This is a genomic window from [Clostridium] citroniae WAL-17108 (genome assembly GCF_000233455.1).
Taxonomy (GTDB): Bacteria; Bacillota; Clostridia; order Lachnospirales; family Lachnospiraceae; genus Enterocloster; species Enterocloster citroniae.
Genome location: NZ_JH376420.1, coordinates 1,250,052 through 1,271,520 on the forward strand (window position 1 = coordinate 1,250,052; position 21,469 = coordinate 1,271,520).

At 46.2% G+C, this 21,469-nt stretch carries 19 protein-coding genes and 1 pseudogene; 1 reads left to right on the forward strand and 19 read right to left on the reverse strand.

Going from position 1 to position 21,469, the window contains the following annotated elements; translation table 11 throughout:
- Positions 1-156: 156 nt before the first annotated feature.
- From HMPREF9469_RS32790 to HMPREF9469_RS05690, 13 genes and pseudogenes are all read right to left on the reverse strand, one after another.
- A pseudogene (locus HMPREF9469_RS32790) lies at positions 157-603 on the reverse strand (flavodoxin); the annotation flags it as partial.
- 12 nt (positions 604-615) lie between these two features.
- On the reverse strand, positions 616-858 hold the full coding sequence (locus HMPREF9469_RS32795; RefSeq protein WP_007860030.1) for a hypothetical protein: 243 nt from the start codon (positions 856-858) through the stop codon (positions 616-618).
- Positions 859-885: 27 nt separating this feature from the next.
- Complete coding sequence (locus HMPREF9469_RS30555) at positions 886-1,596, reverse strand: flavodoxin (RefSeq protein WP_007860031.1); 711 nt, start codon at positions 1,594-1,596, stop codon at positions 886-888.
- 62 nt (positions 1,597-1,658) lie between these two features.
- Complete coding sequence (locus HMPREF9469_RS30560; protein WP_007860032.1) at positions 1,659-2,207, reverse strand: cyclophilin-like fold protein; 549 nt, start codon at positions 2,205-2,207, stop codon at positions 1,659-1,661.
- Positions 2,208-2,356: 149 nt separating this feature from the next.
- Positions 2,357-3,208, reverse strand: coding sequence for an SDR family oxidoreductase (locus HMPREF9469_RS05650; RefSeq protein WP_007860033.1), 852 nt, complete (start codon positions 3,206-3,208; stop codon positions 2,357-2,359).
- A gap of 120 nt (positions 3,209-3,328) precedes the next feature.
- A complete protein-coding gene (locus HMPREF9469_RS05655; protein ID WP_007860034.1) occupies positions 3,329-4,084 on the reverse strand; it encodes a carboxymuconolactone decarboxylase family protein in 756 nt (251 codons plus the stop codon).
- Between the two features lie 3 nt (positions 4,085-4,087).
- Positions 4,088-4,612, reverse strand: a complete 525-nt coding sequence (locus HMPREF9469_RS05660) for a flavodoxin (RefSeq protein ID WP_007860035.1) — start codon at positions 4,610-4,612, stop codon at positions 4,088-4,090.
- A 710-nt stretch (positions 4,613-5,322) separates the two neighbouring features.
- Positions 5,323-6,684, reverse strand: coding sequence for a hypothetical protein (locus HMPREF9469_RS05665; RefSeq protein WP_007860036.1), 1,362 nt, complete (start codon positions 6,682-6,684; stop codon positions 5,323-5,325).
- A gap of 369 nt (positions 6,685-7,053) precedes the next feature.
- The gene (locus HMPREF9469_RS05670) at positions 7,054-7,260 is read right to left on the reverse strand and encodes a hypothetical protein (protein WP_038292822.1); all 207 of its coding nucleotides are present in this window, start codon (positions 7,258-7,260) and stop codon (positions 7,054-7,056) included.
- 384 nt (positions 7,261-7,644) lie between these two features.
- Entirely contained in the window at positions 7,645-8,922 is a 1,278-nt protein-coding gene (locus HMPREF9469_RS05675) for an L-cysteine desulfidase family protein (protein ID WP_007860037.1), read from the reverse strand.
- A gap of 54 nt (positions 8,923-8,976) precedes the next feature.
- Entirely contained in the window at positions 8,977-10,395 is a 1,419-nt protein-coding gene (locus HMPREF9469_RS05680; protein WP_007860038.1) for a YfcC family protein, read from the reverse strand.
- A gap of 42 nt (positions 10,396-10,437) precedes the next feature.
- Complete coding sequence (locus HMPREF9469_RS05685) at positions 10,438-11,448, reverse strand: uroporphyrinogen decarboxylase family protein (protein ID WP_007860039.1); 1,011 nt, start codon at positions 11,446-11,448, stop codon at positions 10,438-10,440.
- A 365-nt stretch (positions 11,449-11,813) separates the two neighbouring features.
- Positions 11,814-12,551, reverse strand: a complete 738-nt coding sequence (locus HMPREF9469_RS05690; protein ID WP_007860040.1) for a GntR family transcriptional regulator — start codon at positions 12,549-12,551, stop codon at positions 11,814-11,816.
- A 187-nt stretch (positions 12,552-12,738) separates the two neighbouring features.
- Between HMPREF9469_RS05690 and HMPREF9469_RS05695 the strand changes: the two genes are divergently transcribed.
- Positions 12,739-14,379 (forward strand): diguanylate cyclase domain-containing protein, encoded by a 1,641-nt coding sequence (locus HMPREF9469_RS05695; protein ID WP_007860041.1) that lies wholly within the window; start codon positions 12,739-12,741, stop codon positions 14,377-14,379.
- A gap of 55 nt (positions 14,380-14,434) precedes the next feature.
- Here the strand turns inward: HMPREF9469_RS05695 and HMPREF9469_RS05700 are convergent, their stop codons facing one another.
- The 6 genes from HMPREF9469_RS05700 to HMPREF9469_RS05725 form a co-directional block, all read right to left on the reverse strand.
- Positions 14,435-15,562: a glucuronyl esterase domain-containing protein gene (locus tag HMPREF9469_RS05700; protein ID WP_007860043.1), complete on the reverse strand. Its 1,128-nt coding sequence runs from the start codon at positions 15,560-15,562 to the stop codon at positions 14,435-14,437.
- The gene (locus tag HMPREF9469_RS05705) at positions 15,540-16,349 is read right to left on the reverse strand and encodes a response regulator transcription factor (protein WP_007860046.1); all 810 of its coding nucleotides are present in this window, start codon (positions 16,347-16,349) and stop codon (positions 15,540-15,542) included. The genes HMPREF9469_RS05700 and HMPREF9469_RS05705 overlap by 23 nt, the downstream gene beginning before the upstream one ends.
- A gap of 23 nt (positions 16,350-16,372) precedes the next feature.
- Positions 16,373-18,127 (reverse strand): histidine kinase, encoded by a 1,755-nt coding sequence (locus tag HMPREF9469_RS05710; protein ID WP_007860048.1) that lies wholly within the window; start codon positions 18,125-18,127, stop codon positions 16,373-16,375.
- Between the two features lie 81 nt (positions 18,128-18,208).
- Positions 18,209-19,033 carry a carbohydrate ABC transporter permease gene (locus HMPREF9469_RS05715; RefSeq protein ID WP_007860050.1) on the reverse strand — a complete coding sequence of 275 codons (825 nt, stop codon included), beginning with the start codon at positions 19,031-19,033 and terminating at the stop codon, positions 18,209-18,211.
- Positions 19,033-19,887 carry a carbohydrate ABC transporter permease gene (locus tag HMPREF9469_RS05720; RefSeq protein WP_007860051.1) on the reverse strand — a complete coding sequence of 285 codons (855 nt, stop codon included), beginning with the start codon at positions 19,885-19,887 and terminating at the stop codon, positions 19,033-19,035. Before HMPREF9469_RS05720 ends, HMPREF9469_RS05715 begins: the two co-directional genes overlap by 1 nt.
- A gap of 127 nt (positions 19,888-20,014) precedes the next feature.
- Complete coding sequence (locus HMPREF9469_RS05725; protein WP_007860052.1) at positions 20,015-21,370, reverse strand: ABC transporter substrate-binding protein; 1,356 nt, start codon at positions 21,368-21,370, stop codon at positions 20,015-20,017.
- Between the last annotated feature and the right edge of the window lie 99 nt (positions 21,371-21,469).

Here is a 21,469-nt window from a genome sequence, read left to right on the forward strand (position 1 = left end):
TCAAAAAAGAGAGGCTCGTCTTTCGCAAATCACGAAGAAACTAACCACTCTCATCTATCAGCCTTTCATTCCTCTGGTCCTTATTTCTGGCAACTCAAACACCATCTGACACTGAGAAAATCTATCTGTACTTTCAAAAACTTTAAGTTCCAGATCTCACGAACCTAAACCATCTACCCATGCCTGTATTTCCTCCTCAGAAACCGTGGAGTTAAAGCGCATCCCCTCCAGCCAGTCTCCTGTTTCAGCCATCTCTGCCAGCAGCACCCCGCTTCTTCCCAGGCTGGAGGAGGCAGAAGTGCAGAACGGAATAACCGTTTTTCCGGTAAAATCATTGGAAGTAATGAAGCTGTTCACCGGCCATGCGGCTTGCCCCCACCATATTGGATAGCCAATATAGACTTTGGAAATAGAATCCCAATCATCAACCGTGGTTGAAACCAGTTCTACATTCCGTTGATCTTCATTTTTATACTCCATGGATACACGGCTGTTGTCATCTGAATAATTTAAATCTTCACTGGTATATGGATCAAGCGGTACCAACTCGAATAACTCTCCACCCGTTGCATTCGCAATCATGCCGGCGGCCTCTTTCGTATTTCTGGTTGCCGATTAGTAGACCACCAATGCCTTTCCTTCTGCTTCTGCTTCTGTTTCGCTCTCGCTGCTTGTGGTTTCCAGATCGCCCTCTGACTCTGTGCTTTCCATCTCTGTAGATGAACTTTTGGTGACTTGTTCCTGCTCCGTCTGAGAATCTGTTTCTGACGAACTATCTGAGGAAGCTGTACTGCATCCTGCCAAAAGACCAACTGCCATCATCCCTGTCAGCACCATTGCTATTACTCTTTTTTTCATCCGTTATCCTCCTTCCTTGTCATTATATTATCTATGTAAACAACATACACATAAAGCACAGATGTCTGTGTATACAGTTCTATCACTCTTAAAAATGCCACTTAATACACACGATACACAATTAAAACCATACTCCAGTTTAGGGTAGCCCACATAAACCACATCGTACAAGCTCATATCTTCCACATGGGCATCCAGCGCCGGTCTTGCATCAGAATTTAATTCCGCCCTTGCTTCATTGGTGGACTCACGGTAATTCTGGGAATAGCTGCGCTCAGTCTGAATGGAAAATATATCTCCTCCGGTCAGATCCTGAATTACCTCTGCCATAGCGCGCATATTCCCGACCACTTCTCCGTCACGGATGTTAATGCTTGCGGAGGAAACCGCATCCACGGAAGGTGTGCCGCCAATATTCTCTGCCCGGGAGAAATAAGCGACCAGAACGGAACTGTGTGACGCTTCTCCTGTCTGCTCTGCTCCCTGACTTACAGTAACAGCCGGCTGCTGATTCGGAGCTATCTCTGCCAAAACAGGTTCCTCCTGCCTCTGTACTCCCGGCTCCGCTGCTCCAGTTGACATATCCGGATTTTCTGTTTCTGAATCCGCTGTTAAAGCGGCTGTTCCTGCTTCTATTTCCGCAGCTGCCTCTGCGGTTTCCGTTCCGGTTCCTCCGCTGCACGCAGTAACAGATAGCTGCGCCGCGAAAATCATTGCTAACAGTAATGTTTTTTTCATGAAATCTCTCTCCTTATGCCAGATTTGTTTTTACCGTTTAAAATTCTGTATATTTTCACCTCCTATAACCCGCTTATTGCAATCTGCATTTCAACGGTATCACCTAGATCCGCCAAAACAGATAAATCCGAAGTGATTTTTCCCATTCGTATCAGCCCGCCCTGACTGGATTGTTCCTCACCTGCAAAGAATACGGCCAAAGAGGGTCCTGCGGGATAGTAAGTTACATCCCCATTTTCAAAATCAGGAATTGCCTCCCCTTCTTCGCTCATTGACTCGATCCTGCCATAATATTCACGGCCTCCGTATTGATTCATTGTCAGGGTTCGGGGCAGGGTGGCAAGAAAATCCCGGGTCGTGTTGCTGTCCTCCAGCAAAGCCGTAATGACCTGTTCCCCGGCAGTAATTGTTATTTCCGTAGGCTGGGGCTCCGGCGTGATAGCTGAATTCCTTTCCCCTGCCGGCAATGCTTCTTCCTCATTCAATTCTTCCTGTGTGCCTTCAAATTCCAATGCTGCGGTTTCCGCTGCCGCCTGTTGGGAACAGCCGCTGACCGCCAGTACAAGTACCATTGCCGCCGCAAAGACACCCGCTGTTTTTTTTCTGAACATGGATTCCTCCTATTCCTGAATATCAGGTAACAGTTCAGGACGGCGGGAAAATAGGTGCAAAAGCGGGCGTTAAGCTTGCTTATAAGACCGTTTTTGCACCTATTTTCCCATCGGATGGACATCCGATGCTTCTTGACCGGCTTTTCCGGTCAAGAAGATGGACCGTCCTGAACAGTTACAATATCAGTAGAAGCCGCCAGCTCCGTCTGTGTTTTATAATCTGCAACGCGTTCCTCCAAACGTTCAATAGTGGCTTTCAATGCCTGTGAGCCAAGCACCATTCTCATAGGCGCAAGCGTCAAATCCGCACTCTCAATGATGCGTCTGGACATTTCCACCGGGTCTCCGGGCGCCAGTCCGTTTTCCGGGTCCAGCATATTCAAAAATCCATGGCAATGCTCATATTCGGGCATCAGGTTTGCAACCCTTGCGCTCCCATAACGGAACTCCGTTCTCGCCCCGCCCGGCTCCACAATTGTCACGCCTACGCCAAACTCCGCAACCTCCTGGGCCACGGACTCACAAAAGCCTTCAATTCCAAATTTTGTGGCATGATACATGGAATTGGACGCATACGCCACCTGTCCGCCGTAGGAGGAAATCTGGATAATCCTGCCCCCCTGCTGTTTCCTCAGATAGGGAAGGGCTGAACGGATTACCATAATCGAGCCGGTCAGATTCGTGGCGATTATCTGGTTTACCTGTTCATCGGTCAGCTCCTCTGCCGCCCCGAATAAGCCGTAACCCGCATTGTTCACAACGACATCAATCTTTCCGTGCTCTGTAAAGGCTGCGTCTACGATTTCATGGATTCCGTCCACATCCGTCACATCAAGGAGCCGGCAGTCAAAGGTAACCGGGTATTTCTCCGTCAGTTCTTTAACCTTTTCCCTGTTTCTCACAGTTCCTACAACGGTTTCTCCGTTTTCCAGCAAAAGCCTTGTCATCTCGTATCCAAATCCACTGCTCACGCCTGTGATCAGCCATGTACATTTGTCCATTTCTTCTCCTCACTTTCATTGTGTGCAGTTGTAACTGTTCAGGACGGCTCATCTTCTTGACCGGAAAAGCGGGTCAAGAAGCATCGGAGGTCCATCTCTGCTTTTACAATTCTGCTTTTATTACCCTGCCATTTCCGCTTCGTTGACGCACCGCAGCGCATTTAAGCTGCGCGTATACCCAATAAACGGAATACATTGGGAAATAATCTTAATAAGGAATGACCTATCGTTGCCAATTCTCATATTGGCGGACGCATGGCTGGTGAGCTGTGGTTCACAGCCTCCCTGGGCCGCCAGAAAGCAAAACGTAATCATTTCCCGCTGGCGGTAATCCAGACCTGTCCTGGTATAGTAATCACCGAAGCAGTTATCTGTCAGCCACAGATTTATATGCCGGCTCTCCTCCGGCCCGGACTTCCAGAAATCCCTCATTTCCTCTCCGAAAATATCCACCTGTGCCCGAATGCCGCCATGCAGCCGGTTTTCTGTGGTGGTCGTGGACTGCCCCTCTAACGGCAGATTCACTCCATGCTCCGTCAGTGTCTCATTCACCACATGGAGAAATGGAAATACCCTGCCGATTCCTAAGTAGGCAACTGCCTGATAGACCATTTCCTTTGCTTCCACCGGGGTTACGCCAAAATTCAGGGCAGCCGGCAGCATGGCGCGGTACTCATCTATTCCCTGACAGCCAATCAGCACTGCTAAAATTGCTATCATTCTGGTGTGGTCATCTAAGTCATCACTGTTTACCACTTCATCGAACGCAAAGTTATCAAACCGTTCTATAAACTCCGGATCCGTCTCAAAAAAACTGGAGTGATATCCCGGAAACATTTTCTCATGGTATTTTTTAGCATTTTCTGTGATACTCATGCCTTATCGTCCTCCATTTTGAAACATCCAAACCCACTTCTCTATTGCTTTCCCTGCCCGTTGTACATCAGCACCGTGGATTGCAAGTCCTTTTTCAACCTTCGCGCCCGGGCAGATTCTCCTGATATCAATTTCGCTGTTCGCCATTCCGCTTCCCTCATGTGTACAGAACGGCATAATTATCTTTCCTGAAAAATCATAGGATTCCAAGAAGAGAAATACATGTACCGGCATAGTTCCCCAGTAGTTCGGATATCCCAGATAAATCACATCATACTCTGCAATACTATCCAGCTTCCGTCTGAGTTTTGGACGGGCGCCGCTTTTCAAATCTTTCAGCGCCTGTCTGGTGCACTCATCATAATCTTCCGAATACGGTATAGCCGGTTCAATCTCAAACTGGTCCCCACAGGTGAGTTTTGCAATCATTTCTGCTGCAGCTTTTGTGTTGCCTACAGACAGGCTTCTAATCGTGCCGTTTACGTAGTTATTTCCTTTTCTTGAAAAGTATGCGATTAATGTCTTCATAATTTGAATCCCTCCTATATCTTTTATACTTTATTTTTCATAATGGAGCAATTCAGGTTACTAATCCTTTTAATAAGAATAACTTATACAAAAACAATTTCTGAGAGGTCTATCCTCCTTCAGCTCCTGAGACATAAGAGAGCATGATTTTACTAATATCAATGAAATTGCAGCAGAAGCGAAACCAATTGATATATGCTGATAAACTGAAACATAGAAAAACTGTACCGTGTATTAAGCCGAATAAAACATTATAGAAATACTGGGGGTTTTCCAGGAAAGAAATCGGGAGTTAAGAAGAAAGAATATCGACAGGATTTTTGAAAAAACAGCCCTAACTGCGTTTCTGCTGCAGCTACGGCTGTTCATTATCGTCTGTAGGGTCAGGGATTTTGTTTACACTATATCTCCAAATATTATTAACTACTTCAGCAATTGAATAATACTGCTTCTCTTCAGAAAAATATAGCATGGAAGCAAAGCGAAAATCTGTACAACTAATACTAATCCTCCTGACATCATAATCAGAACATTCCGTCTACTTCTGAAAAAAGGCGAAAGGAGTTTGAACCAATCCACGGGGCTCCAAACTCTTCGTAAATCCCGGATATAGTAAAAGTTCTTCCGTTTACTTCAATGCCATTGCCAACATCATATGAAATAAGGCAATAATCCAAAAATAGAAACAAAATCAAAAATATTTTTTTAAATTAAAAGCTGGTACCAAGCGCCACTATTCTCCCACCTTTCACATAAATCAACATCGAACTTTGACCACCGCTAAATAATTCTGCCTGTTTTTCATAGCCCAAATCTCTATATTGCTTTCTAAATTCAAAGGGATTAAAGTTTAACATGGATATGGCATATATTTTATCATAGTCTATACTATGGAAAATACTGTTTACCTCCTCGACATTCCAGATATCTACGACCGACATGGAATCACCACCGGGAAACCACTCTTCAACGTCAGGATAACAGAATTTCAGTATTTCAGATTCATCACTCCCCACCTGCAAACCGCACCCCAGGGAGTATGTTCCATCCGTAATTAAAATTGCAGTCACACCCCCATCCATCCCCCCAAGTGTTGCATACTCCATTCCAGGCGTATAATAGTAAGTAGTTGTGGCATTTGTCCCTTCGTGCGTCCCCCTATATTGAAAATCAGGAAACTCCTCTTTAAGTTCTTTCATTGAAACAAATTGGAAGAACTTGTCATTAAAAAGAGGGTGTTCAGGGACAAAAAGTTCTGTGATTGAAAAATCATGTAGGTTGCCTACTGCATCATCAACAGAAACAGCAATCACTCTGTTATCTTTAACAAATGCCAGAAGTTGGCACTTTATATATGAGTAGACAAGCCCCTGATAGGTATAATCTTTTCCTCTTTCCATAACGATGGACGTTATATAAATATTATCATAATCCATCTTATCCTTTACTAAAGGAAGATAAGAATAATTCATCATAGTTACTAATGAACTATCATTAAATAGAACCGGCATATCCATTAGTTCTGAAACAGTCATTCCAACTTTTAAGCCACAAGAAAATTTGTATGTTTCATCGGTGATAATAACACCACGAATTCTTTTTACACTGTTATCCATGGTGCCGCTTGGCTCCCCCGTAATATAAGTAATTCCTGTGTCCTCGAAAAAATGCAGATATCCATGTTCTGATTTTGCCGAGTATGATTCCGTATACGAATCTCCAGATAATACATCACCTAAGCTCACAGCAAAGAACGGTACTTTGCTTAAGACAGGGTGTTCGGGGAGCAATATTAATTCTGTAAGCCCATTATTGGAGGATTGGCCTTCGGTAATACTCTCTTCTGCATGTCCTGGTTCCACTGAATCTTGAGGAGAAGAGGTTAGCGTGGTTTCAATGTCTGCTAAATTGTTTTCTTCGGATAAGGTTGATGGTGTGTCCATATCCGAAATTATGGGAGGCTGTGCTGTATCTGAATCGTTATTCACTTTATTTTGCGAACATCCTGCTATTAGGTAAGTTGCACAAACACCAGCTATCAGTATTTTTCTTCTCATAAATTCTCTATTCATATAATCTCCCTTTATATAGCAAATTCAACGTCTGAAAAGAACCACCATATTTTTAATTGTAACTATGATTATATTCTAAATTATTCCTTTCTTCCAGTGACAAAACAGTGACAAAAGCTTGTTATATATCTATTACTTATAGTAATATAATAACATATATTTATCAATTTGTACTGAGTTAGGCATGTACAATTTTTGTAATGGCTACATTCTAAGTTATATCTTCCGCCCACAGACACCATACATTATAGAAGATAACAATAACAAAGGCGGCCCGCTACCAGGCAAAATAACGCCGTGTGGAGCGGGCCTGTACCATCATCATTCATGAATTAATCATATATCGTAGAATACGGTTGTAAAAATCATTCAAGCAGTATGTAAATTCAAGGTCTTCTTAAATCCCGATATTAACGCCGCCAACAGAGCTGTAATATCCCAGATTTTCTTTAACCACACCATAATAATTATAAACGGAACCATTTCCATATCGCCGGATGCTATACACCAATACTCTTTACCAATATTGTCAATGCTGTACAAATCATCGCCACACCGCCAATTCGTCCAATCCATCGTTTAGAATACTTCCCTAAAAAACCAGCTATTTTGTCTGCGCAGAAACTATATGTGAAATCATTAATTAAACCTATCATTAAATATGTTGTACCCAATATTATGATTTGTAATATATATGGTAGCTTAAAGAAGAAAAAGCATACTTTTGTTGGGGTAAGGGTAAGTATGCGCTCTTTATAGCTGTTCTCCTGCATGTTGATAAAAATAGAAGGGCTGTGGAAAAATGGAATTAAATCAACTTCATTTTTTCACAGCCCCATTAATTAAGGCCTTTAGTATAGATCAGCTTTAAACTACGGTCATCTATCGTTTTCTTACTACTACTTCATTAAACGCGATCATGCCCAATCAAACAGCAACATATATAATTTATTTATGGGATCAATCCCCAACCATGATCCGCAATATCTCCTTGTCGGTCTCCCTCATTCCATCCTTGCCCAGCTTTGAGACACTTACGATCGTATTCTCAATGCCTTTCTTTACGATTCCGTCCCCGCCCTTAAACTCCTGGCCGTCCCTGGCCATTTCCAGGGCCAGAAACGCCGCGTCAATGGAGGACGCGATCTTTGCCGCGCAGGATGGTTTTGCTCCATCGCATATGATCCCGGAGGTAATGGCCAGGCAGTTTACAATGGCATGCTTGATGACCCTATCATCCTCATGCATAAGATACGCGATCCCGGCGCCCGCGGCGCAGCCGGCACTTACCGCCCCACAGTAAGCGGACAGACGTCCGATCCCTGCTTTCTGGTGGAGTCCCAGAAGGTTGGAGAGCACCAGGGCACGGTACAGCTCCTCCTGGGTGCTGTGAAGCTCCCCGGCATATTCGATCACAGGCACGGATGCCGTGATCCCCTGGTTTCCGCTTCCTGAATTAATAACCACCGGAAGTTCACATCCGCTCATGCGTGCATCGGAACCTGCCGCAGCTTTGGCCTTTGCGCGGATCCTGACATCCTTGGGGTCATTGGTTTTTAAAATAACCTTGCCCACATTTGCTCCCCAGTTATTGTCAAGGCCTTCCTCTGCAATCTTCATGTTATAGCTGATCTGACGCCGGATGATCTCCCTCACGTCCTCCAGATCACATGTTTTGGCAAAATCCAGGATTCCGTCCACTGTCAGCACATTCTCCTCGTCTGACTCAGAACCTCCGCAGCTGAACGGTTTTTCCAGTAAGACTTCCCCATTCTTTTCCAGGTAAACAATATTGGTGTGCTCATTTACAATGCGGACCACCACCTTGTCATCCCCGGCCCAGGCTGTGAGGATCAGATCAAAGACAATATCTGATTTGGCGATCTCCACGCTGATGACCTTTCTGTCCAGATACTCGCGGATCTCCGCCTTTTGCCGGCTTGTCACCTGGCTGATCACCTCCAGGAACAGGTCCGCATTTCCGGCGATCAGACCCGCTGCCGCCGCTGCTTCTATCCCCTTTAAGCCGTCTGTATTGGGCACGATCACACTTTTTACATTCTTGATCAGGTTGCCGCTGGCCTCCACCGTCACGCGGTCCGGCAGATTTCCCAGATGCTTTCCGGCCACAGCCGCGGCAAAGGAAATAGCGATCGGCTCCGTGCATCCCATTGCCGGCACAAGTTCTCTTTTTATGATCTCAATATATTGATTATATAATGCAGAATTTCTTTCCATTTTTTCCTCCAATGCACTTTAGTGTACCCGCGGATTCTCCGAAAGCGCACTTTATTAAAACGGCCCGATCTGAACAATGGCTGCAATTGCCACAAGGATGGCCGCCCACACGGAATTCGTAAGGAAAATGCGTATTACAAACCTTAAATATACACGGTAATCAATCTCCGCCATGGCAATGGCGCCTGAGGTCAGAGGTGAAGTAGGCATGATCATGTTTCCCAGCGCTCCGCCCAGGATCGCAGCCGCACATACGGTCTGCTGTGTGATTCCCGCCATGTCTCCAATGGGGGACAGGATGGGAACCAATACGGTTGCAAGTCCTGCATCGGAGATGATGAAGAAATTGCCGATATGGCCAATGAGGTACATGATCTCTGCCGTGAGAACGCCGGATGCATTGTTTAACATCTGTACCGCTGCATGGATAATGGTATCCACTGTTCCGGAATTGTCCAGGATCAAAGCGATCGCCTTTGCAAATCCCACTACCAGGACACCGCCCACAACTCCCTGAGCGCCCTTTCCAAAGCGGCGGAATACCTCGTTGGGAGAATACTTCATAACGATCCCAACCACTACCAGCATCATCAGGAATACGGCCGGAATGCCGTTCTTAAAGTCACCGCCGGTGAGAGCCAGATAGATGATGTAGCCCATTCCTACCAGAACAGATAAAAGCACCAGTTTTCTTTTTGCATCGAACTCCGGCATTTCCACAACCATGTCGGAACCCTCCGCACGCTGCTCCACATCATAGATCCAGCTGTTCTTCTTATCCTTCTTCAGCATGATGGCATATTTCATGGTCCAGAATGAAACAGATACATTAAAGCCGATAAAGGCCAGGATCCTTAACCAGATACCGGAGAACACAGGAAGCCCCACCAGCCCCTGGGCCACGCCGATGTTGAAGGGGTTCGTGATTCCGCTTGCCAGGCCGGCGCCTCCCGCGCACACGGTTATGGCAATTCCCACCAATGCGTCCAATCCCATGGAACGTGCCAGCATAACTCCCAGAGGAACAAATGCCAGATATGCCTCCAATGTGCCCATCAAAGTGGGGACAATAGAAAACAGCAGGACAATAACAGGAATAAAGAAAATGTCTTTTCCCTTGCTTTTCTTTAACAGTGAATTCAGGGCTGCCTGGATAGCGCCTGTATCACTGATCACGCTGAATGCTCCGCCTACGATCAGGATCAGGAAGCAGATCCAGCTGGTTGCCTGAAATCCTTTTGGCACTGATGTAAAAATTTCCAGCAGGGATGCCGGATGGCTTGCCACATATGAGAAGGAATTGGGATCTACCATCTCTCTTCCGTCAACGGTAGTCCTGACATACTCTCCCCCCGGTATGATGTACGTCAACAGCGCCGCTAATAAAATTAATCCGCATATAATTACCAAACCACTGGGAAATTCCTTGGCTTCCGCCTTGGCCTCAATTTCCTGTCCTTTTTTTAAATCCATACCTTACCTCCATTACCCTATGTATGATGATTGTCAGTTCTGTTAAAATTCAGCAGCTTTCCTTACTGCGTGGAGATTTTCCTCAGGCGTCCTGGGATCACACACGCATCCCGGTCCAATGATCAGACCTTTTCCATCCACCATGGCGATTGCCTGCTTTACATGGCCGATCACCTGCTGCGGTGTGCTCCGCCTTAAGAAACTGTCGTAATCCAACACACCGTTAATAATATTCGGAACCTCCTGTATTCCTCCCAGGAAGGTCTTTTTAACAGTTTCCCTTGCTGTCTTCATATCCGGCCGGGTATCCCTGTCATGCCAGTTGATGCAGTTGCAGGGGTATTTGCTCACCGTATCGTACATGATATTGGATCCATGGATATGAACCACGTTAAACCATGTCTTATCTTTATAGCTGTTGATCACTTCCAGATCATAGGGCTTACAGAATTCCGCGTACAGCACATCTGTCATAAAATCATAGGTCGCGGTCTGAATAGCAAAAAAGAAGCCGCTTACCCCTGCCTCAATATTGGCCTGCACAAAGCTGATGGTCGTATCCGTAATGGCCCGCAGCGCCTTATGTACTTCTTCGGGATGTTCCACCATATCCTGTATCAGACGGTTGCTGGTAAGCTTTTTAAGCGTTGTGGCCGGGCTGAAAATAGTCTGCAGATACGGCGTGTGCTTTGGTACGATCTTGGAAAGATGCCGGGTGACCTGCAGGGTCTTGCCCCAGGTTCCATGAGTGGCTGCCAAAGGCCGGATCATACCGTAGTCGCCCAGCTCCCTGATACCCGGTTCAATGATCACCGGTTCCTTATAGCGGTCACAGTAAATTTTAATCTTAGCTCCCCAGTCCTGGGTGGAGTAGGCGCCAAAGGGCATCATTTTGATAAAATCAAAATCATATTTCTCATTTTGGGAAACCATCTCCTCCGCCAGGGATCTGGGATCCTGATCCACCTCGGAAAGGTGCATCCACACACTGCAGGGAAGCCGGTCAACCTCTCCGCCTGCAAGGGCCGCCCTTATTCTATCCTCTCTTGTCATCTATGTCCTCCTTTTTATATTATTGACTTAATGTATATACATCTTTTGGCAATATGATATCATCAAATAGTCAACTTGTCTATATAAGTTTGGTCTTCAATATCGACAAATATTTTATGGATTTTTTGTAAATATTGCACTAAATTTTACGTTTTTTTATTCATTATAGTCATAATATATAAATTTAAGAACATTTTTATCCATAAAAAGAGGTTGACACACCCTCAATATCAATCCATGTTATACCCACCTCAAGTTGTATATATGTATTAACAACTTTTTAACAACAAAAAAGCACCTCACAGGTCATATAAACGTTCTCTGTGAGATGCTGCTTCAATTGCCGTGCTCCCGGATCCTCTTTATCACCCAATGGAAAATGTCATAAAAGGCGTCTCTCCTTTATTCTCCGGTGAAATCGTGAAGGTGGTTGCAATTGTCTTTTTCTCTTTATTCAGGATATCTGTGGTCCAGCAGATCAGATTTTCCTGATCTGTAAATGACAGTTTATCATAGTGCATAAAAGAATACAGGGGAGTATTAATATACATACTTAGATACTTTGGATTGCATTCACTGTGTTTTTGCAGGTAGTCATGAAGACAGGTCTTGGTGATCTCATCCGACTGTATGGGAAGATATCCCGTCAGGTCAATGGGAAGATAACTGAAATCCAATGCCATCAGCTGACCCCGATGCTGAACGGAACGGATGATCTCGTACACCAGCGCATGCTCCTTTAGATGAAACTTTTCTAACAGCTCCGGATATGCTTCGATCACCATGGTCCGCTCCAGGCAATGCTTCTTGGGAACCAAAGGCTTTAGAAAAAGATTGGGGGCCAGCATCTTGGAGGACGTGGAATAGTCGGAAGAATCGCTGACAAAACTCCCCTTTCCTTTTTGCCTGGTCACCACCCCCATAATCGACAATTCCTTAATTGCCATATTAGCAGTGATCCGGCTGACGGAGAACATTTGGGCTATTTCATTTTCAGATGGTATCTTATCCCCCGGAGAATAGATTCCCTGCTGTATATTTTCCAAAATAAAATTCTGGATTTTTACATAGCTGGGAATGAACTCCTCATTCTTCTCTTTCATACACTTCTCCAATCTTAACAATTCTTTTACATATTAGTATAGCAAAACACAAATAGTTTTGCAAGAATCTGCGATATGAAACGAGTATTGTTAATGACAACCTTCCATCATAGTGGTAGACTATTGCTAAGACTATACATTTGCTCATAGTCATTATACTATACACTGTAACGGGGATTGGGACCTTATGAAATCAGAGAAACTGCAGACAAAGATAAACAAGTATTTTACGATATTCACAATATGCATCATTACAACCCTTTCGGTGATCATCGGCCTGTGCTCCAGCTATAAACTGCAGGCTGAAACCGGCGAAAACCTGGCCGACACGGCCAGGCAGATTTCCATGCAGCTGGATCAGTTTATGTGGAACCACTATCACCAGCTGGATCTGCTGAAGGCAGCAGACGTACTTGTCACCGATGACAGTTACCAGATTACCTCCACGTTGATCAACCAGCTTCATGATTCATTTCCATCCTTTTCCTGGGTGGGGGTTACGGATGCGGACGGCATAGTCAAAGCGTCCAGCGGCAACATCCTGCTGGATTCGGATATTTCTGAACGGCCTGTATTTATCCAAGGGGCCAAGGGGGATTTTATCGGGGATGTTCATGAAGCCCTGCTGCTTTCGGACCTGCTGCCCAATCCAGCCAATGAGCCGCTCCGTTTTGTTGATATCAGTTCCCCCCTTTTCGACCAGAACGGGGATTTTAAGGGTGTTTTGGCTGCCCACCTGAATTGGGACTGGGCGCAGGAACGTGTTTCCATGACCACTGAATCATTCCGTGACAGCCAAAAGATGGAGGTTCTGGTGCTCAGTAAGGATCATGATGTTTTGCTTGGGCCAAAGAAACTCATCGGCGCATCCCTGGTTCAGACAATGGCCAAAACGGATCAGGACAACAACCGCCAATGGGCCTCCATCACCTGGCCTGACGATCAAACATATTTAACTGGTTTTACCGCCTCAACCGGTTATGACGACTATGACGGCCTTGGGTGGACCGTTGTTGTCCGCCAGCCGGTGGAGATTGCATACAATAATATTGTGCAGCTGGTGTTGCTGCTGATCGCAAGCGGAGGAGTTCTTTTGCTTTTATTCATGATGCTCAGTTCCATCATTTCAAAAAAGCTTACAGAGCCCCTGAACCGGCTATCTGAAGTGGCTACCCTTCTCAAATCCGGCCGCAAGGTACCCATGCCTGATTCCAACGGTATCTGCGAACTTGAAAACCTTGAATCAGCCCTCTCCAACCTGTTCAGCGATCTGAACATAACTGACGCGGCATTGAGCGAAATGAAAACCATCGCCACCACCGATCCTCTCACAGGCCTAAAAAACAGGCTGGGATTTGAAAACTCTATCAATCAGTGCAGTAAGACCCTTGATCCCCTATCTCACTCCCTTGCAATCCTCTATCTGGATCTGGACGGATTCAAAATCGTAAATGACCGGTATGGCCATGACATTGGGGACAAGCTATTGATCGAGATTTCCAGCCGGCTTACCACAGCGGCCCGCAGCAACGAAATCCTTTCCCGAATTGGCGGAGATGAATTTTTGCTTGCACTCATTGTCCCGGTTGGCGCTGCTGTTTCGGTTATAGAACCTATTGCCCGCCATATCATTGAGGCCGTCAACCGGCCGTTTCCCTGCGAAACTCACGAAATCCAGGTGGGATGCAGCATAGGCTGCGCTGTCTATCCGGAGGACAGCACGGAACTTCAGACCGTGATCAAATATGCGGATAAGGCTTTATACTATTCTAAATACCATGGAAAGAACCGATTTACCATGTATTCTTCGGGTATCTCCTCCAGGTAGAAGGCGGCGGGCGCGGGAGAGACACCGTGATGGGAACCGGCTCAGGCTTGTTTTCTCACCTCATATGCCTGTCCGCAAAATCCATAAAGCAGTTCCAGTCATATTCGTCCATATCATGGTTCCCTGTCTTATGGTGATGCCCGATCCTCCCCTCATGCAGCGGGTGTTCCGGGAGGGGCATTTCCCTCTCAGCAATCCCGGGCACACCTAACAGCCGGTAAACCGGATCTGCCTGGACACAGGATTCAAACTGCCCTTCGGGGTCTGCCCAGCTGTCAAATGTCCTGGATGTGGTATAAACCAGTCTGGGGGCAATGAGGGCCAGCAGCATGTGCTGGTCAAAGGGAAGTTCCTCCTCCCTGTCCTTATACTTCTGGTAATTAGCGCAAAACCAGTAGGGAAACCGGTTGGCAATATCCTTGATCCGCTCCCCTTTGGACCCCCGGGCTATGGCATCCCCGCTGTTGCCCGCACAGCTGCTCACAGCCATGGCAAAGCGCTCATCCTGTGCCGTACACCACAGAGCCGTCTTTCCCCCACGGGAATGTCCCACCACAGCCACTCTCTTTTCATCGATCAGAGGATCAGTTTCAAAATAATCCATGATCCTGCTGGCCGCCCAGGCCCACACGGTTATGGCTCCCCATGCGTCTAATGGACGGTTCTCTCTGTACTCGGGAAACAATTTGTGAAAACAGGTACTGAATCCCTCATCATAATCCGGAGCTACTTCCTGTGTGCGGAAGGATGCGCAGGCATATCCCCTAGAGATGATAGTCTCTGCCGGATAAAAAGGACTGAGAAAATGTCTGGCAGGATCGCTGTCCCTGATTCCGCGGTTGCAGATGGTGATAAAGGCAGGCACCGGTTGTCTCATCCCCACAGGGATAAATACCACAAAATTAAAACTGAAATGATTTTCTCCCCGGATAGCCTCCACTTCCACCGTCCTGCGCACAGCACGGCCCTCCATCACGTTCGGCCCCTGCCTCGAATCCGCCGCCCGGATTTTTATTTCCACATCCTTCATGTCGGGCAAACGCCCATATTCCTGATCCCTGAACAGTTCCAGTATCTCCGGCCTGCGTGTTTCAAACCAACGCCTGCTGTCTCTTACAACGGTACCGTCCATGCATGTGAGTACAGACGGCACATTTCTCTTATTTTCCGGCATTTGGATCATTTTTCTTGTCCTCCTTTTTGACATTGAGTTTTATATCGCTGGGCGCATAGCCAAACTGCTTTTTAAAAACCTGGAAAAAATACGCGTAGTCGCTGTATCCCAGCATATGCGCCACTTCGTTGACCCTGTTTTTAGGATTTTTAAGCAGGATCCTGGCGTTCTCCATTTTCACCATGGTGACATAGGAAGAGAAGCCTGCCCCTGTTTCCTTTTTAAAGCATTTGCTAAAATAAGACATGGAAACCAAAAGCTCATCGCACACATCCCGAAGGGAAATGTTGCGGTTGATATTCCGGTCCACGTAGCTGATCGCCTGGGATACCATGGATGAATAGCCGTCCTTGCCGGAGCGGATTCCATAGATTCTCCTCTCCAGACTGTCCATATGGCCAGGAGCCGTCCCCGCCTCCTTTTTGTGCAGCGTGTCCGTCACATGCTTTAATGCCTGCTCCATTTCCTCTGTCAATATAGGCTTTAACAGATAATCACTTACACCGTATCGGATCGCCTGCTGTGCGTATTCAAACTGGCTGTAGCCTGAAATGATGATGAACCGGATATCTTTCCTGGTACCCTGGATTTTCTTGATCACATCCAGCCCGTTAAAACCCGGCATCTGAATATCAATGATCACAATATCAGGAGCCGAATTGTGGATCAGTTTTAGACCTGCAACTCCGTCATATGCAGTTCCGGCAACACGGCAGCCGAATTTTTCCCAATCCGTGGATTTGGAAATTGCTTCCACTGCAATCTTGTTGTCATCAATAATTACCACCGAATACATTTTCATCCCTCCTTTTCACGCAATCACCCCAGCGGCAGTGTAAGCTTGACCTCTGTATATTCATGATACTCCGACCGGATGGAAAGTCCATATTCGTTCCCGTAAAGCATTTGGATCCTGTCCTGCACATTCCGTATACCGATATGTCTTGACTCATCCCTTCCGGCCATTACCCGCATCAGCTTCTCCGGCTCTATGCCCTCCCCGTCATCCCAGATACGTATGACCAGACACCCATCTTCCTCCTTGACCCTGATCCATATGGTACAGGTTCCGATCATAGGCTCCATACCGTGTACCAGGGAATTTTCCACGATCGGCTGCAGGATATAGGTCGGTATCCTGACATGGAGGAAACGCTGGTCCACATCCCATTTGATATTCAGCCTGTCCGGATATATGTCCTTATAAAGCTCCAGATAATTCTTAGAATATTCCAGTTCTTCCCTGAGTTGGCAGGACACATTCCTGCGCTCCAGATTCCCTCTGAAAAATTTGGACAGCATACAAATCAGCCGGCTGACCTGCTTATCTCCGTTGATCTGTGCAATCCCATTAATGGACTGAAGGATATTAAAAAGAAAATGGGGATTCACCTGGGACTGAAGTTCATGATACCGAAATTCCAGTAGCTGGTATTGGTTCTGCTGCTGTATCTCCTTATCCCTCACCACCTGGTCCATCAGGGCCTTGATCCTGCCCGACATTTCCTGTATGTTAAATGCAAGAACATCCATCTCATCCCCTTTCCGGAACAGGGTGGGTTCCAGGTCGAAGTCTCCCTCGGATACACGGTGAATGTTATCCAGAAGTATCTTCAGGTTCTTAGCCATATTTCCGAACATGAGCCAAAGAGAAACCAGGATCACTAAAAATACAAGGAAACCGATTCCGGATATAAGATATAAAAGGTCCGAGAACCTTCGGTTTTTCTCCGTCATATCAATAACATGGGCGATCTTCAGCTTTCCCCTGTTAATAGGGTATTCCGCATGAAGGTAATCCCTGGCCCTTCCCCGGCCGCTTTCACGCTCTCCTCTGTCCTGACTGCCCCCAGTTACTTGGATATCCGTAGAATATATGGGCATCCCGTTCCTGTCATACAGAGTAAAATTTCCCACCTTGCTGCTGTCAATGTGTTCAAAGATGGCTTTCAGCGATGTGTTTTTCACCTCTGCCGCAATAGATCCGCAAAACTGCATGGTATTAGTGTCAAAAACGGAACGCATCAGCACAATCCCATCCTCATTGCTGCTTGTCAGCCAGACCACATTGCCGGGTCTGTTTGAAAGGTTTTCCTTATTATCCAGGTACAGGGAAAGAAGTTCAATGCTTCCAGGCACCGTATTCCGGGGCCTGGAATCGCGGTATGCCAGATAGATCTCATTTCTTCTGTCAATGACCGCCATCCAGTTGATATCATCATTCATGCTCAACATTTCTTCCAGATGATTCCGGATCCTGAGACGCTGAAATGGGATCTCCTTTCCCACATCCTCATCCCTCACCGCGCTGAGCAATGGACCAAACCGCTCATTGGTGGCTGTTAAGGGCACGGTCTTCTCCACCAGTTCCTTCAGGGTAATATCCACATTCTGGCAAATTTGTTCTGTGAGCGTGTCGGAATGGTATGTCAGCTCCTCCTCAAACCGGCTGCAGCTGGCTTTATAGATCCACAATAGTGCAAGAAAAAACGTGACTCCCAAAAGAAGGGTGACCACAATCATTTTACAGTATAATGTTTTTCTGAAATGAATCCTGTTCCCCTGTTGTTCCATTCCCCACCTCCGCTATTATTTTCCAAATATAGCAACCGTCCCTGTTTCTGTCAATGCGTGCGGGGGGCAGACCGGCCATACTCAGCCCTTTACAGCTCCGGATGTGATACCACCTATGATATATTTCTGAAGGGTCAGATAAAGTATTAATATAGGTATCATGGACAGGATAAACAGAGCAAATGCCAGCCCCAACTCGATGCTGTTCTCCCCAAAAAAGAAGTATTGGGTCAAAGGCACGTTGCGCACTGTTTTTTTCTGAAGAAGAGTAAGGGACATCTGGAAATCATTCCAAACATTCAGGGTGTTAAGCACCACGGACGTGAGAATAATCGGCTTCATCAGTGGAAATACAATGCGGAAAAATATGGAATAAATACCGGCGCCGTCAATGGCTGCAGCCTCCTCCAGTTCCCTTGGGATACCTTTCACAAACCCGGAGACAAGCAGTACTGTAAAAGCGATTTGAAAACCGATTTTGGCCATAATAAATCCATAAAGCGTATTTAACAGCCTCCATTTTGTCATATCAATGTACAACGGCGTCATGATCGACTGAAAGGGAATGATCATGGCACCCACAAATATATAATAAACAGCATTATAAAACCGGTTATTTTTTCTTGCTATGATGTAGGCTGACATGGTACAGATCAGTGTGATCACCAACACGGCCGCAACCGTGGTGAATAAGCTGTTTTTCATGGCCAGACCAAAATTGGAAGTCTCGATGGCCCTTGTAAAGTTATCCCAGTGGATCACCTTTGGAAATGCCAGCCGGTTACTGACCATTTCAGGCTTTGACTTGACTGAATAAATGACGGCAATATAGAAAGGACTGATAACAAACAGGGTGACCACAAGCTTAAGAATCAGGAATAGTCTGTTTTTTACCATATGCTTCATTATACTTCCACCTCCCTGGCTCTCAGACTTCTGGAAACAATGGTGCTTATAGCAAATATGGCAATGGTAAATACCACCGCGATCGCCTGGCCGTAACCGGCCCGGAAATAGGTGAACAGGTTATTGTAGATCAGCATGGCCACTGTCTCCGAAGCTCGTCCGGGACCGCCTGCAGTAGCTGCCATGGGATAATCAAACACTTTCATGCCCCATGCCAGAAGCAGTGTGAAATTGGTGGTGACAGCTGGTGCGATCATGGGAAATGTTATGTCCTTAAATTTTTGCCACACCGTAGCCCCTTCCAGTTCAGCCGCTTCATAATAATCAATGGATACTCCCTGTATGGCTGCAATGTACACTACCATACAGTAACCAGCATCCCTCCATACGGATATCACTGCCAACCCCAGCATGACCCAGGTAGTGCTTCCCAGAGGACTTGGTATGCCGAATATATCATAAAACACATCACTGTACACATATCTCCATATATAGGATGACAACACAAGGCTGAGGCAATAGGGTACAAAGATACAGGTCCTGAGCACATTGTTCAGCTTTGATACCTTGGAGATCATCAGGGCAAACAGCAGGCCCAGAAGGTTTGAAAATATCATGGTCACTGCCGTGAATACCAGGGTATTCTTTGTGGCATTAATAACATTTACATCTTTGAAAATCCTCAAATAATTACTTATTCCCACAAATGTCTTTCCGGGACTCATACCGTCCCATTTGGTAAAGGATATGGGAAAACCCTGTAAAAAAGGATAGGCCACAAAGATCGTAAACATGATCAGGGCCGGTAATATGAATGTAAATTCCTGAAGCCTTTTTTTCATCTTATGGTTCATCTTTCCCTCCATTTTCTTGTCTGCACGCTCTGGTTTTGACAGCGCACTGTACCGGCTGACTGCACATCAGGGAGGACCGGAAACCGGACCTCCCTGACCTTTAACCAGATCATATGTATTTGAGAAACTACTGCCGGATCGATGCTATCTCATCATCAATATCTTTCAGCAATTTTGTGACATCTCTCTGGCTGTCATCCAGCGTGACAAATTCCTGGAGTTTGGTGCGGAACGCAGTGGAATACTCGGATGTATAATCAGGCACCAGACTCTTGGATACGATCATGTCATTGTCAATATATGACTTTATTTCTTTGATAAACGCATCAGCATCATCGGTGGGAACCGTTATATTGCTGGTCATAAGCTTGGCAGTGCTCATCCATGTTTTAGAGCTTTCCTCATTGGCAAAGAAGTTGAGCAGTGTCATAACTTCATCCCTGTGTTCCGTCTGCTGGGAAACAACAAACACATCATCAATTCCGATCCAGAGTTTGTTCTCCTCCGGATTATCGGACCATGGTGTGGGGAACATTCCGAATTCTCCATCCGGGCTTGCAGCAATCACATCCCCCATCAGCCATCCGCCGTTCATGTACATGGGTCTTTGGCCTGCTGCAAAGTTCTGGATGCCCTGGGTCTGGTCAACAGCCGTATCTCCTGCGTCCTTATAGGATGCAAACTTTGAGAACATTTCCATTGCTTCTACCACGGCAGGATTGCCGGATAGATCCTTAACGCCATTCTGTGAATCCATCCACACATTTTCATTACCTGTAGCCGCCGCCATGCTGGTGAAGAAGGAATCCAGCTCATGGAATACGCCGTGTATGAAATTATAGGGATGGACAAAGGGATAAACTCCCTGATCCATGAATGTATCGCACACCTTAAAAAGCTCGCCCTTGGTAGCGGGGACCTCCACTCCGGCCTCCTGGAACATTTTCTTGTTATAGAACGTTGCTTTTACCTGAGCATCAATGGGGAAACCGTACACACCGCCGTTTACCGTGCACTCATCCACCAGCATGGGCAGTACATTGGCCATGCACGCCTCATCCTTAAGGTCCATGAAATATCCGCCGTCCACAAATTCCTGCATGGTCTGAGGCTTTCCAAACATGATATCCGGAGCCTCCCCGGCAGCAATATAATTCTTATAAGTGGCAATATAGGAGGAGGATGCAACCACCTCCACATCCACCTTGATTTCCGGATGAGCCTCACTAAAGGCCGCCAGCATGGCGTCCAGCGCGTCTCTCTTGGCCTGCTCCCCCATATAGTGTACCAGGCGGATCGTAACCGGTTCTCCCGTATCTTTGCTTTCCTCTGTTTTTGATTCCTCATTGGAAATCTCTGTCTGGGCAGTTGTATCCGGCGTTGCCGTGGTCTGGCTCCCTGTACCGGATGAACAGCCTGACGCCGATGCTGCCAGCAAGGCCGCTAATGCCAGAGCCGATGTGCGTTTACAAAACTTCCTCATAATACATCCTCCTCTTCTGTCAGTTGTTATACCAGAATTTTAACAGACCAGAGCCTGGACTTATATAGGAAATTTTAGCCATATTATTATATTTCTTGT